The sequence below is a fragment of the Streptomyces sp. NPDC048248 genome (assembly GCF_043201875.1).
In the GTDB taxonomy this organism is placed as follows: Bacteria; Actinomycetota; Actinomycetes; order Streptomycetales; family Streptomycetaceae; genus Streptomyces.
On sequence record NZ_JBICZL010000001.1, the window covers coordinates 606,758 to 620,461 of the forward strand.

12 protein-coding genes are annotated in these 13,704 nt (G+C 70.3%); 8 read left to right on the plus strand and 4 right to left on the minus strand.

What is annotated here, in order from left to right:
- Positions 1-165: 165 nt before the first annotated feature.
- Together ACGFZW_RS02925 and ACGFZW_RS02930 are read left to right on the plus strand one after the other, a co-directional pair.
- Positions 166-1,905, plus strand: coding sequence for an FAD-dependent monooxygenase (locus tag ACGFZW_RS02925; RefSeq protein ID WP_393891297.1), 1,740 nt, complete (start codon positions 166-168; stop codon positions 1,903-1,905).
- Between the two features lie 135 nt (positions 1,906-2,040).
- The gene (locus tag ACGFZW_RS02930; RefSeq protein ID WP_393891191.1) at positions 2,041-3,231 is read left to right on the plus strand and encodes an MFS transporter; all 1,191 of its coding nucleotides are present in this window, start codon (positions 2,041-2,043) and stop codon (positions 3,229-3,231) included.
- Between the two features lie 114 nt (positions 3,232-3,345).
- On the opposite strand, the gene ACGFZW_RS02935 is transcribed toward ACGFZW_RS02930, so the two are convergent.
- Positions 3,346-4,311 carry an NADP-dependent oxidoreductase gene (locus ACGFZW_RS02935; protein ID WP_393891192.1) on the minus strand — a complete coding sequence of 322 codons (966 nt, stop codon included), beginning with the start codon at positions 4,309-4,311 and terminating at the stop codon, positions 3,346-3,348.
- Positions 4,312-4,380: 69 nt separating this feature from the next.
- Here ACGFZW_RS02935 and ACGFZW_RS02940 point away from each other — a divergent pair, with 69 nt between their 5' ends.
- Positions 4,381-5,337: a GlxA family transcriptional regulator gene (locus tag ACGFZW_RS02940; RefSeq protein WP_393891193.1), complete on the plus strand. Its 957-nt coding sequence runs from the start codon at positions 4,381-4,383 to the stop codon at positions 5,335-5,337.
- A 95-nt stretch (positions 5,338-5,432) separates the two neighbouring features.
- On the opposite strand, the gene ACGFZW_RS02945 is transcribed toward ACGFZW_RS02940, so the two are convergent.
- The 3 genes from ACGFZW_RS02945 to ACGFZW_RS02955 all read right to left on the minus strand — a co-directional run bounded on the left by ACGFZW_RS02945 (position 5,433) and on the right by ACGFZW_RS02955 (position 8,072).
- Entirely contained in the window at positions 5,433-6,014 is a 582-nt protein-coding gene (locus tag ACGFZW_RS02945) for a hypothetical protein (protein ID WP_393891194.1), read from the minus strand.
- A gap of 140 nt (positions 6,015-6,154) precedes the next feature.
- Positions 6,155-6,715 (minus strand): DUF664 domain-containing protein, encoded by a 561-nt coding sequence (locus ACGFZW_RS02950; RefSeq protein ID WP_393891195.1) that lies wholly within the window; start codon positions 6,713-6,715, stop codon positions 6,155-6,157.
- A gap of 199 nt (positions 6,716-6,914) precedes the next feature.
- Positions 6,915-8,072: an ROK family protein gene (locus tag ACGFZW_RS02955; protein ID WP_393891196.1), complete on the minus strand. Its 1,158-nt coding sequence runs from the start codon at positions 8,070-8,072 to the stop codon at positions 6,915-6,917.
- 150 nt (positions 8,073-8,222) lie between these two features.
- On the opposite strand from ACGFZW_RS02955, the gene ACGFZW_RS02960 reads away from it, so the two are divergent.
- The 5 genes from ACGFZW_RS02960 to ACGFZW_RS02980 all read left to right on the plus strand — a co-directional run bounded on the left by ACGFZW_RS02960 (position 8,223) and on the right by ACGFZW_RS02980 (position 13,427).
- Positions 8,223-9,158, plus strand: coding sequence for a carbohydrate ABC transporter permease (locus ACGFZW_RS02960; RefSeq protein WP_393891197.1), 936 nt, complete (start codon positions 8,223-8,225; stop codon positions 9,156-9,158).
- An 80-nt stretch (positions 9,159-9,238) separates the two neighbouring features.
- A complete protein-coding gene (locus ACGFZW_RS02965) occupies positions 9,239-10,210 on the plus strand; it encodes a carbohydrate ABC transporter permease (RefSeq protein ID WP_393891198.1) in 972 nt (323 codons plus the stop codon).
- 17 nt (positions 10,211-10,227) lie between these two features.
- Positions 10,228-11,610, plus strand: a complete 1,383-nt coding sequence (locus ACGFZW_RS02970) for an ABC transporter substrate-binding protein (RefSeq protein ID WP_393891199.1) — start codon at positions 10,228-10,230, stop codon at positions 11,608-11,610.
- A gap of 68 nt (positions 11,611-11,678) precedes the next feature.
- The gene (locus ACGFZW_RS02975) at positions 11,679-12,881 is read left to right on the plus strand and encodes a Gfo/Idh/MocA family protein (protein ID WP_393891200.1); all 1,203 of its coding nucleotides are present in this window, start codon (positions 11,679-11,681) and stop codon (positions 12,879-12,881) included.
- Between the two features lie 228 nt (positions 12,882-13,109).
- A complete protein-coding gene (locus tag ACGFZW_RS02980; protein WP_393891201.1) occupies positions 13,110-13,427 on the plus strand; it encodes a hypothetical protein in 318 nt (105 codons plus the stop codon).
- The last annotated feature ends 277 nt before the right edge of the window (positions 13,428-13,704 follow it).

The window sequence follows — 13,704 nt, forward strand, 5'->3', positions numbered from 1 at the left end:
GCGACCGGCCCCTGGCGCTCCCCGGCCAACCTGTCCGCGATCGCCCGCCACGACCTCGCATGTGTCGACCGTGAAGCGCCCGGCCGACAGCCGGCCGGTGAGGCGGACCGCGGGCGCCTGATCCGTCTCCGGGTCGGCTCGCCCACCCCACTGCGCCGGGCGACCATGGAGTACCGGACCGGTCTCGGGGCCAGGCGCTGGGAGGAGCCCGTGGCGTACCCCCGAACCACTGACGTTCTGATCGCAGGCGCCGGCCCTGTCGGTCTCAGTGCGGCCGCCGAACTTCGCCGCCAAGGGGTGGAGTGCCGTCTCATCGACCGGCTGCCGGCCCGCCTCCCGTATGCCAAGGCCGTCGGAGTCCAGCCGCGCACCCTGGAGATCTGGGACCGCATGGGCCTGGCCCGTACCGCTCTGGAATCCGCCGTTCCGCTGCGGGGGCAGTTGATCTACGTCAACGGCCAGGAGCAGGCCCGCTTCGACCTCACGCTCCCTCCCGAGGTGCCCTACGGATTCGCCGCGTTGCCGCAGTACGAAACCGAGCGCCTTCTGGAGGAGTACCTGTCGGGCTTCGGCACGGCCATCGAACGTGGCACCGAGCTGCTGTCCTTCGCCCAGGACGCGGACGGGGTCACCGCCGGGTTGGCCACCGCCTCGGGCGGCGAGGAGGTCCGTGCGCGCTTCCTGATCGGGTGCGACGGTGCACACAGCGTCGTCCGCAAGGGTCTTGGCCTCACCTTCGAGGGCGGCTCCTTCGCCGAGGAGTACATGCTCGCCGACGTCGAGACCGACTGGAGCCTCCCCCACGGATACGGCCTGCGCTCCCTCCACCACACCGAAGCCGGCTCCACCGACGACCTGCTGGTCTGCATCCCGCTGCCCGGCTCGGGCCGCTACCGCATGTCGATGCTGGTCCCGCCCGAACTCTCCACCCGGGCGAAGGACGGGGAGCTTGGAGGAGGCGACGGCGTCGCCCACGGCATGGAAAGCGACCGCGTCCCGGAGCTGCCCGACATCCAGGCAGTCGTCGACCGCCTCGCTCCCGAGCCGGCCCCCCTGTCCCGCCTGCGCTGGTCCTCCGTCTTCCGCATCAGCCACCGCATCGTCGACCGCTACGCAGAAGGCCGGGTCTTCGTCGCGGGCGACGCCGCCCACATCCACCCGCCCACCGGCGCCCAGGGCATGAACACCGGCATCCAGGACGCCTGCAACCTGGCCTGGAAGCTCGCCCTCGTCGTCCACGGGAGGGCCGAGCCCGCCCTGCTCGCCAGCTATGACGCAGAACGCCGCCCGATCGGGGAGGAGGTCGTCGGCCGGACCGTCCGCCATGCCACCCACGGCATGGAGGCCGACCCCGACGACCCGCGGACCCTGATGCTCCGCGAGGCCCAACTGCTCGTCACCTACCGGGGCGGCCCGCTCGCCGCCGGCGAGTACGGGCCGACCGACGCGCCCCAGCCCGGCGACCGTGCCCCGGACTGCACCGGTCTGACCGCGGCCGTCGCCACCTATCCGCTGCGCCTGCTCGACCTCCTGCGCGGCCGCACGGGGCATGTGCTGCTCCTGTACGCGAGCGATCCCGCCGCCCTGGCCGAAGCCGGAGAAACAGCCCGGGCCTCCGGGGCGCTGCGCAGGCCGGACGCCGCCGGCCCGGGGTCCTCGGACGGAGCCGATCTCGCGACCGTCGCCATCCTGGCCCGCGACGCCGCGCCGACCGCCACCGAGACCGTGGTGGGCTTCCCTCAATACCGCGATGCCTCCGGGGAGTTCGCCCGGCTCTACCGCCCCGACGGGGCGACCGGCTTCCTTGTCCGCCCTGACGGGCAGCTCGGCGCCCGCTTCCCCCTCACCGACGCCGCGGCTGCTCTCTCCGGCTATCTCACGGCCCTTCCCCCGCCGGTCCCCTGACGTTTCGTGCGGACCACGGCTGCCGGAGGACCACCGCTGCCGTCCTGCGCACCCCGGCTCGCTCGCCCTTCCGTACCGGCGGCGCGTCGGCGCCGCCACGCCGATGCGGGGCGGCCCGCGGGTTACCGTCGGCGCATGGACGCTGATCGCAGGGGGTGGCTCCCATCTGTGCTCGGCGGGGCGGTGTTTGTCGTATGCATGGCCGGCACCACGCTGCCGACCCCGCTCTACGGCCTCTACCAGCAGAAGTTCGGGTTCTCCGAGCTGATGGTGACCGTCGTGTACGCCGTGTACGCCTTCGGGGTCATCGGCGTGCTGCTGCTTGCGGGCAACGCCTCGGACGCCGTGGGCAGGCGGCCCGTGCTGTTGGCGGGTCTGGGCTTCGCGGCGGCGAGCGCCGTCTGCTTCCTGTGCGCCACGGGCCTCGGCTGGCTGTACGCGGGACGCCTGCTGTCGGGCCTGTCGGCCGGCCTGTTCACCGGTGCGGCCACGGCGTACATCATGGAGTTGGCCCCGCAACGCGGCTCCCCCCGGGCCACCTTCGTGGCGACCGCCGCCAACATGGGCGGGCTGGGGTGCGGTCCGCTGCTCGCCGGAGTGCTCGCGCAGTACGCCGACCGGCCGCTGAACCTTCCGTTCGTCGTACACCTCACGCTGGTGGCCGGTTCGGCCGCCGTGCTGTGGCGGCTGCCGGAGACCGTGCGCGAGCGGCGGCCGCTGAGCACCGTACGGCCGCAGCGCCCCGGCCTGCCGCCGCAGGTGCGGGCGGTTTTCGGGCCCGCGGCGATCGCTTCGTTCGTGGGGTTCGCCTTGTTCGGGGTGTTCACCTCGGTCAGTCCCGCGTTCCTCGCGGAGTCCCTGGACGTGGACAACCACGCCGTGAGCGGGCTGGTCGTCGCGCTTGCCTTCTTCGCCTCGACCGCTGGGCAACTGGCGGTCGGCCGGGTGGGCATGGAACGCTCGCTGCCCCTGGGCTGTGCCGGGCTCGTCGCCGGGCTTGCGCTGCTCGCGGCCGCGCTGCGGTGGGACATGCTGCTGCTGGTGGTGCTGAGCGCTCTCGTCGGCGGGTGCGGGCAGGGGCTGGCATTTCGCGGGGCGCTGTCCGCCGTTGCCGAGGCCTCTCCCCCGGACCGTCGCGGGGCGGTGATCTCCACCCTGTTCGTGGTGGCGTACGCGGGAATCTCGCTGCCGGTGATCGGGGTGGGCGTGCTGACGGGCCCGCTCGGTCTGGAGGGCGCGGGCCTGGTGTTCATCGCGTGTATGGCGGTTCTGGTCACGACCGCGGCCGTCTACCTGCTCCGGCGGACGCCACGCGGGACGACGTGAGCACGGCCGGCGGCGCCGGTTTTCTCGGCCGTGGTCCGGATCGTGCCGTTGTCAACGGCACGATCCGGACCCGCACGACCTCAGCGGCCGACCACCGGACGGCCTGCCGACCCGTCAGAGGGACGCGCTCTCGCGCACGGTCACGACCAGCTTGCCGGTGACGTGCCCCGTGTCCCCCAGGCCGTGGGCCTTCGCCGTCTGATCGAGCGGGAACGTCGCCTCGACCGACGCGCGGAGCCGGTCCCGCAGCACGAGGTCGGCGATGGCGTTCATCCCCGCGTGATCCGCCTCGACCAGCAGGGGCTTCGCCAGAACCCCGGCGGCTTCGGCGGCCTCGGCCAGGCCCTCCGTACCGTCGGGGCGCAGTGAGACGAGCAGGCCCCCGGGGCGGAGTGTGCGCAGGGAACGGATGCGGGTTTCGCCGCCCTGGGTGTCCAGGACGACGTCCACGTCCCGTACGGCCTCGGCGAAGTCGGTGGTGCGGTAGTCGATGACCTCGTCGGCGCCCAGTCCGCGGACGAAGTCGTGCTTCTCGGCACTGGCCGTGCCGATGACGTACGCTCCGCGCTCCTTCGCGATCTGCACGGCGAGGTGGCCGACACCTCCTGCCGCGGCGTGGATCAGGAGTCGTTGACCGGACTCGATCCGTGCGGTGTCGACGAGTGCCTGCCACGCGGTCAGTGCGGCCAGGGGCAGGGCTGCCGCCTGGACGTGGTCGACGGAGGCCGGCTTGTGGGTCAACGCCCGGGCCGGGGCGGTGACGTACTCGGCCAGAGAGCCGACGCCGTAGGGGTACGGGAGCATCCCGAAGACCTCGTCACCGGGCTGGTAGAGGGTCACGCCCAGGCCGACGGCTTCGACGACACCCGAGAGGTCCCAGCCGAGCACGAAGGGAGGTTCACCGAGGAAGAGGGGCAGCGCCCGGTGCTTCCAGTCGGTGGGGTTGAGGCCGGCTGCGTGGACGCGGACGAGAACCTCGCTCGGTCCCGGCCGGGGAATCGGGAGCCGGACCTCGCGGAGGACTTCGGGGCCTCCCAGCCGGTCCTGACTGATGGCGCGCATGGTGGCGGTTTCGTTCATGGTCACAGCCTTGCGCGAGGGAAACTGCCGGACAATGGCAAGATAGTCATTATCCGCTAGGATCCTGCCATGCATCGCGTCGTGGTCCTCGCACTCGAAGGCGTCTACCCCTTCGAACTCGGCATCGCCCACCGTGTCTTCGCCACAACGGACCAGCTGTACGAGGTGATCACCTGCACCGTCGACGGGGGTCCGGTGCGCAGCGACAGCGATGTGACCGTGGGCGTCAGCCATGGCCCGGAGGCGCTGGAGAGCGCCGACACGGTGATCATCCCGCCGTTCTCCATGTCGCTGATCAGCGCCGATCTGTCACCGGCCGTGCGTGGGGCGCTGGCCCGGGTTCGGCCCGGAGCTCGCATCGTCTCCATCTGCACCGGTGCCTTCGTTCTGGCCGCCGCCGGTCTCCTCGACGGCCGGCCGGCGACCACCCACTGGGCGCTTGCGGACACCTTCCGCACGCTCTTCCCCGGGGTGCGCCTCGATCCGGACGTGCTGTTCATCGACGACGGCGACATCCTGACGTCCGCGGGCGCGGCGTCCGGCATCGATGTGTGCCTCTACCTCGTCCGCAAGGATCATGGCAGCGCCGTCGCCAACAGCGTCGCCCGTCGATGCGTCGTCCCTCCGTGGCGCGACGGCGGCCAGGCGCAGTTCATCGAGCAGCCCGTGCACGACGCCTCGACGACCGGCACGGCGGCGACCAGGCAGTGGGCCCTGGAACACCTCGACCGGCAGATGCCGCTCGCCGACCTCGCCGCGCACGCGTCGATGAGCCCGCGCACCTTCGCCCGCCGTTTCTACGCCGAGACGGGTACCAGTCCGGGCCGCTGGCTGATCCAGCAACGCGTGCACCGCGCACGCCAGTTGCTGGAGGAGACCGACCTCGGCATCGACCGCATCGCGGCGGACTCGGGGTTCGGCACGGCCGCCTCCCTCCGTCAGCATCTGCACGCGGCGATCGGCGTCTCGCCCGTGTCCTATCGGCGCACCTTTCGCACACGCGAGGCGGGAGCCGAACTCGTCTAGAGGGGCACGGCCACCGGTGAGCCCATGGACGCGCCTGGTGTGAGGGCCGCCTGCCGCTGCCGTTTCGCGGCACGACCGACGGCCCCCGGCGGGAGTCAGCTGACCCTCTTCCACTCTTCGCAGCCGTTGGTCTCGAAGATCTCGCCCTTGTTGATGGTGACGCGAGCCGGACCTTGCGGTGTGCCGTTGGCGATGATGCTGTCCAACTCGCCGGAGCTGTCCTTGTTGCGCGCCCAGTAGCACAGGGGGATGTCCGAGTCGGACGGGCCGCCGGTCCTGTAGGTGCCGGCGTCGACGTCCTCGCCGACGAGGTAGCTGCCCTGGCTGATGGTGGCCTCGGGGGCGGCCTTCTTCGGCTGCCCGGCCTTCTTCTGCTCGGCGGGCTCGGCCTTCGTCTTCGGCTTGCCGGAGGCGGCCTTCTCCGTCTTCGGGGTCGCGGCTCCCGCGGTGACGGTGACCGTCACCGCGGGAGCCGGCTCGGCCTTGACCTTCGTCCCGGTGTTCTCGCTGCCGCTGCCGGCTGCCACCCCGACGCCGAAGACCAGGAGCGCACCGACGACGCTCGCTGCGACTTTGAGCGCGGTGTGCTTCTTGGGCGGTTGCGGAGGGTACGGGTGCGGACCGAACGGCGAAGGCGGCTGACCGAATGGCGACGTGGGCTGATGCGGATGCGACATGGATGCCCCCCAAGCAATGTGATGGTGGTGTGAAGACAGCCACTCGCCGTTGAAGGTTGTACGGCATCCGGCGCCGCTACAGGACGGCAGGATCGGCTAGAGCCGGTACCGCCCGCCGGCAGATGTGAAGCCGCCCCTCATCACTGCCCCACCCGTCCGTCGACGCACTCGCGCAACAGGTCGGCATGCCCGCAGTGACGGGCATACTCCTCGCCCCTGTGCACCATCAGCTCCCGGACCGCGATCCGGTCCTTCCCCAGACGCTCGCTCAGATCCGGGTGCTCGGCCAGCGCCGCGTCGGTCGCCGCCTGTTCGCGCGCCAGATCGGAGTACGCGGCGTCGACCTCGGCCTGATCGGCGACAGCCCCCTCGAAGTCCGCGTCACGCTCGCCGTAGAGCTTCGGTACCGGGTCACCGTCGCTGATCCAGTTGCGCCAGTCCCGTTCCACCTCGACGAGGTGCCGAAGCAGACCGAGCAGCGACATCGTCGACGGCGGAACCGAGCGACGGGCCAACTGCTCCGCGTCCAGGCCCTCGCACTTCATCCGCAGAGTCATGCGGTAGCTCGCCAGGAATTCCTGCAGCGTCGCAAGCTCGCCTTCCGGGTCGCTTCCTTCGCTGTGGCGAGGGTCGTCGTCAGGGTCGGTCCACATGTCGGGGTGGACGGTCGCCTGGGTCCATCGCACGGGTTCGTCGCTCATGCGCTGCATGTTCGTTCGTCACTGCCCGGGCGCGCCAGCGCTTTTCGTTCGGAACATTCTCCGCGGTAGAGGTCCTCGTCACGGCCCGGGCGTGCAAGTGGTAGAGGTCCTTGAGAATCCGGTCGGCGGTTCCGGTCCGAACGAACCGCTGTGCGCTCGTCTCATCGGCCGGTGCACGCCCCATTCCCGGCGTCGAGGCTCACCCCCCTTCCCGGCCGCCCAGGACGAGGACCTGGATGGCCAGTACCGCGGCGCCGCGGGCCCAGTCGTGGAAGTCGGAGACCTTGGTTTCCAGGTCGAGCGGGCGGGCTGCCGGGTGTCGGTGCGCGGCGAGGGTCTCCGAGACGGTGTCGGCGGCGGCTTCCATCAGGCCTACGCCCTCGCCGGCGAGCAGGACCTTCTCCGGGAGCGCGAAGTTGGCGATGTTCGCGAGGAGTATGCCGAGCGCCCGGCCCGCTTCGGTGATGACTCGGGAGGCCAATGGCTCTCCGGAGCGCGCGAGTTCGAGGATGGTCTCGTAGGGGATCCGGGTGCCGGTGGCGGCGTGCACCTGGTACTCGATGCCGGGGATGGACAGCATCGAGACCGCGCTGCCGCGCTGCCCTTCGGGGGTGAGGGGGCCCGCGGGATCAATGATCCAGTGCCTGCCGAGGCCGTATCCCTCGTCAGCGGAGTGGACCGGCGTGCCCCCGATGACCAGGCCGTAGCCGATGCCGGCGCCGAGTGTGAGCACGGCGAACCGGTCGAGTCCGCGGCCCGCCCCGAACCAGGTCTCCGCCTCGACCAGTGCGGCCACGTCGTTCTCGACGACGACGGGCAGCTTCGTACGCCGCTCGAGCAGTTCCGCGAAGGGCACGTCCTGCCAGCCGAGGAACAGGGACTCCGCGACGACGGAGCGGTCGCGCACCCGGCCGCCGACGCCGACACCGATACCTGCCAACCGCGGGTGATCGCGGGCGAATTCGTCGACCAGGGAACCCGCCAGTTCGGCGACGGCCTCCGGGTCGCGGTCGGTGAGGGGGCGCGTCTCGCGGCGGACCACGCGGCTCTTGAGGGTGGCCACCACTCCGTACAGCGCGTCGCCGGTGATCTTCAGCCCGACGAAGTGCCAGGGGCCGTCGACGATGTCCAACGGCCGGCCCGGCCTGCCCTGCGTAGGCGGCGCGGCCTCGGCCGGCGCCTCCACCAGCAGACCCGCGTCGATCAAGGGTTTCGCGAGCCGGGTGAGGCTGGCCCCGGACATGCCGAGCCGGCGGGCCACGGCGCTGCGCGAGAGGGGGCCGCCGGTCAGTACCTCGATGGCCACCGCGCGCTCCGCAGGGCTCAGGGGACGCCAGCTCGGGGTCGGGACGCTCATGACGAGGAGGGTAGCGCCCCACGACTCAAACTTCCATGCGTAAGTAAATACCGGGAGACTCTAAGGATTATTGATCGGTCACACCCTCTTGACCGCCGATTAACTTCGACGCAAAAGTAAGTGGCGCCCAGACGGACGAAGGGGCCCCTCATGACCATCTCCTCCGCACGACCCGCCGCACCCGCCGCACCCGCCGCACCCGCCGCAGCCACGGAACGCCGCGGCGACGGCCGCATCGCAGCACTCTTTCTCGCACCGGCGCTGTTCGGCTACCTCACCTTCCTGCTGTGGCCGACCCTGCGCGGGATCTACCTCAGCTTCACGGAGTTCAGCCTGCTGGGCGCAGCCCGGTGGACGGGGCTCGACAACTACCGGCGGATGGTCGGCGACCCCGTCTTCTGGGACTCGCTGTGGGTCACCGTCCAGTACGTCGTCATCAACATCGGTGTGCAGACGGCCGTGGCACTGCTGATCGCCGTGCTGATGCACCGCCTCACCCGCTCCACCTTCCTGCGCGGCGTGGTCCTCGCCCCGTACCTCGTGTCGAACGTCGTCGCCGGCATCGTCTGGCTGTGGATCCTCGACACCCGACTCGGCATCGGCAACGAGGTGCTGGGGTGGCTGGGCGTCGGACGGATCCCGTTCCTCGCCGACGCGGACTGGGCGATCCCGACGATCGCACTCATCAACGTCTGGCGGCACGTGGGCTACACCGCGCTGCTGATCTTCGCCGGCCTGCAGTCGCTGCCGCAGTCGGTGTACGAGGCGGGGCGGATGGACGGCGCGAGCGAAGGACGGCTGTTCCGGTCGGTGACCGTGCCGCTGCTGCGGCCGGTCCTGGCACTGGTGCTGATCATCACCATGATCGGCTCGTTCCAGGTCTTCGACACGATCTCCGTCACCACCAGGGACGGCGGCCCGGCTGGCGCGACGAACGTGCTCCAGTTCTACATCTACGACCTGGCCTTCGGCCGGCTGCAGTTCGGCTACGCCTCCGCCCTCTCTGTCGCGCTGATGCTGCTGCTCGCAGTCATCACGCTGGTCCAGTACCGGCTGATGCGAGCCGGCCGCTCCGACCTCGACTGAGCGATCCGAGAGACCGAGCATTCCACGTCCACGCACTCCGACACCGCATTCCGGCAACCGATCAGGAAAGGGGAATTCCGATGGCGGCAACCGCGCCACCGGTCGCCAGGACCGCAGCGCACGACTCCGTGCACAGCGGCGGCGATGAGCCACCCCGCCGCAGGCCCCGCAAGCGACCGCTCCCCTCCCCCGGCAGGGTGCTCGCCTGGGTCGCGATGGGCGCGATCGTCGTCCTCACGCTCTTCCCCTTCTACTGGATGCTGCGTACGGCGCTGTCGACGAACGCGGCGCTCGCCGGGGGTGCCGCGTCCGCGCTGCCCGTCGAGCCGAGTGCGGGTGGTTTCCTGCGGGCGCTCGGACTGCAGAGCACGAAGGAGGCGCTGGCCGAGGGCGGCGCCGGCGGTTCGCTCGACTTCTGGCGCTACCTGCTCAACTCGGTGTGCGTCTCGACACTGATCACCGTGTGCCAGGTGCTGTTCTCCGCGATGGCCGCCTACGCCTTCGCGCGGCTGCGCTGGCGCGGCCGGGACAAGGTGTTCGGCTTCGTGCTCGCGGGGTTGATGGTTCCGCCGGTCTTCACACTGCTGCCGAACTTCGTCCTCATCAAGGAACTCGGTCTGGTGGACACGCTGTTCGGTGTCGCCCTGCCGACGATGTTCATGACGCCGTTCGCGGTGTTCTTCCTGCGGCAGTTCTTCCTCAACATCTCCCGTGAGGTGGAGGAAGCGGCCCTGCTGGACGGCGCGGGGAAGATCCGGGTGTTCTTCCGGATCATCCTGCCGATGGCTTCCGGGCCGGTCTCGACACTGTGCATCCTCACCTACCTCACCGCGTGGAACGACTACTTCTGGCCGCTGATGGTCTCCTACAGCGACAGCTCACGGGTACTCACCGTCGCGCTCAGCGTCTTCCGTTCGCAGGACCCGCAGTCCGGTACCGACTGGGCGGGCCTGATGGCCGCCACGGTCATCGCCGCGCTGCCGATGATCCTGCTCTTCGGGGTGCTGGCGCGGCGCGTCCTCAACTCCATCGGCTTCAGCGGGATCAAGTGAACGGAGGTGTACGTCGGATGAGAAGAGCCGTGGGTAAGGCGAGGACCGCCGGGGTGCTGGGCACGGTATGTCTGCTGGCGGCCGCCGGCACCGGCTGCGCACCGCAGACGGCCCGGAGCACCGCGGACGGACGCACCGTGACGTACTGGATGTGGGATGCCAACCAGCGGCCCGCTTACGAGGAGTGCGCGAAGTCGTTCGAGCGGGAGAACCCCGGGCTGACGGTGCGGATCACCCAGATCGGCTTCGACAACTACTGGACGAAGCTGATGGCGAGCTTCCTCTCCGGCACCCAGCCGGACGTCTTCACCAACCACCCGGCCAAGTACCCGCAGTTCGCGAAGCTGGGTGTGCTGAGCCCGCTGGACGAACTCGGCCCCACCGCACGTCTTCGCTCCGGCGACTACCAGCCGGGGCTTGCGGACAGCTGGATCGGGCAGGACGGGCACCGCTACGGTGCGCCGAAGGACTGGGACACGGTCGGTCTCTTCCACGACCGAAAGGTCACACGGAACGCAGGGCTCAGCGACAGGGAGCTCAACTCGCTGTCGTGGAACCCACGGGACGGCGGCAGCTTCGAGAAGGCCCTCGCCAGGCTGACGCTGGACGCCAACGGCCGGCGCGGCGACCAGCCCGGCTTCGACAGGAATCGCGTGGTGCGCTACGGGCTGGCGACGAACGACGCGGGCACCGCGGACGGGCAGACCCAGTGGAGCGCGTTCACCGGCTCGGCCGGCTGGCGGTACACGGACCGCCCCACCTGGGGCGAGCACTACAACTACGACCAGAAGGCCTTCCAGGAGACCATCGGCTGGTATTTCGGGCTGGCCAAGAAGGGGTACATGGCCCCGTTCGAGGTCTTCTCCGAATCCAACCCGCCCGAGGCCCAGCTCGGTTCGGGGCAGGCGGCGCTGGCCCTGAGCGGCTCATGGATGACCCGTACGTTCGACGATCTCAAGGGCGTGGATACGGGGATCGCGCTGACGCCCAAGGGTCCGAGCGGCAAGCGTGCCTCGATGATGAGCGGGCTCGCCGACTCGGTGACGAAGAAGGCCCGGAACAAGCAGGACGCGGCGAAGTGGGTGGCGTTCCTCGCCTCCGACAAGTGCCAGCAGAGGGTGGGCGAGGACTCGACCGTCTTCCCCGCCACCCGCAAGGGCACCGAGGCCGCCATCGCGGGCCACCGCAGGCGGGGGCTGGACGTCTCCGCCTTCACCCGGCAGGTCGAGGACCGGACCACCTTCTCCTTCCCGGTCACCGACCACGCCTCCGACATCACCTCGATCATGACGCCGGTCATGCAGGACGTGTACGCCAACGACGCGCCGCTGAGCACCCTCACCGAGGCCAACCGGCAGATCAACTTCCTTTTCCAGCAGGACAAGCAGCCCCGCCGGTAGAGCACGCGCGCCCGGTAGGCGGGCGCGGCCGGCACGGCACTCGCTCACCCACCCAGAGAGGTTTCTCCATGTCCTTCTCCCTCGGCATCGTCGGCGCCGGGCAGTTCGCCGGGCAGTTCGCGAAGCTGTTCCAGCTGCACCCCGGCGTCGGTCCGATCCACGTCACCGATCTGCTGCCCGACCGCGCGGAACACCTGGTGGCGAGCCACGGTCTCGCGGGAACGGCGGCGTCCTTCGAGGAGCTGCTGGCGTCCGACGTCGACGCGGTGGCGCTGTTCACCCAGCGCTGGACGCACGGACCGCTCGCCGTACAGGCGTTGCGAGCGGGCAAGCATGTGTACTCCGCCGTCCCGATGGCCGTCTCCGAGGAGGAGATCGCCGCGATCATCGAGGCGGTACGGGAGACCGGGCTGACGTACATGATGGGCGAAACCAGCCACTACCACCCGGCGACGGTCTACGCCCGGCAGCAGCTGGAGACCGGCGCGTTCGGCAGGGTCTTCTACGCCGAGGGCGACTACGTCCACGACATGGACCTGGGCTTCTACGACGCGTACCGATACAGCGGCGGCGAGAACTGGAAGGCCACCGCCAGCTACCCGCCGCTGCTCTACCCGACGCACTCCATCGGCGGGGTGCTCGGCGCGTGGCAGACGTACGCGACGAGCGTGAGCGCCATCGGCGTCGTGGACCAGCGCGGGGACGGCGTGTTCGACGCCGAGGTGAGCCAGTTCGGCAATGACCTGTCCAATGCCACCGCGCTGTTCGAGGTCGCGGGCGGCGGATCGTTCCGGACGAACGAGTTCCGGCGCGTCGGCTACCCCTGCCACCTCCGGGAGTCCCGGTTCCGCTTCTTCGGCACAGAGGGCAGCTTCGAGCAGCTGGCCACGGTCAGCCTGTGGCAGGACAAGAAGGGAGTGACGGACGTGTCGCAGCACCTCCGGGCCCAGCCCACCCTGTCCGCCGACGACCCGTCGCTCGCGGAGGTGGCGCCCGCACTACGGGACGCGTTCGTGTCGGGCACCGCACCGGTGCACGACGCCGCCCGGGCGCGGCTGCCGCGCGAGTTCGCGCACGCCCCGAACGGCCACGAGGGCAGCCACCATTTCCTCGTCGACGACTTCGTCACCGCCGTCAACAAGGGCGTCCTGCCGTCCGTGAACGCCTGGACGGCCGCCCGCTACACGCTCCCCGGGGTGGTCGCGCACGACTCGGCGCGGCGTGACGGCGAGCGGCTGGCCATCCCCGACTTCGGCAATCCCCCGCACTGAGCCTCCGGGGCGGTGCCCGGGCAGTTGTCCCGGCCCCCGCCCTACGGTGAACCCGGCTCCTCCCTCACGCGGCGCCTCCTGCAATGCTTCCCTTGCCGGAGGCGCCGCACCATGTCCGGTCTGCCTCGCCGAAATCGGCAGCCACTCGCCCGGATGCCTTTCCTGAGCGATGCTGAGGGCTGACCGAACGCCGTCCACCGGCCCGAAGAGGGCGAAGGAGAGCATGACGTGACCGAGCTGACCGAGCGGATGCAGGCCCCGTACCTGGCTGAGGCGTTTCTCCGCGACGGCCACTGGCACCTGCGGGTGACCAACTGCGCCGACGCCCCCGATGTCGCCGATCTCGAAGGGCTCACCGTCACGCTGGGGCCCACCGAGGAGGACGGCTTCCCCGAGGGGTCACTCAGTCACCTGCTGGCCGAAAACGGCTTCACCCTCGCTCCACCGGAGCACTCCGGCCCGGCTGTCGCGGGTACGTGGCAGCGCAGGGACGAGGAGCAGGCATGGGCTGTTGCCTGCTACCCGCTTCCGGGCGGGACTGCCTGACCACAAGGCCCGGATCGCACGGCCCGGCGGCGCGCCCCAAGGCCGTGTGCTCATTCCCGGCTCCGGGGCCGCGCCGCACTGCTCCACACTCATCGGCAGTTCGTGCCTGCCACAGCGCGCTGACATCGTCGAATACGGCAGGAACTCTAGTCACACCATGCTCCAATGTCTACTGCGCCCACAGTAGATTTGCTTCGTGCCGAAGGTCAGGTAATCTCCGTCCGTCCCTGAGGTGCGATCGTGCGCAGGTACCACCAGCGCAGCCACCGGAGCCAGG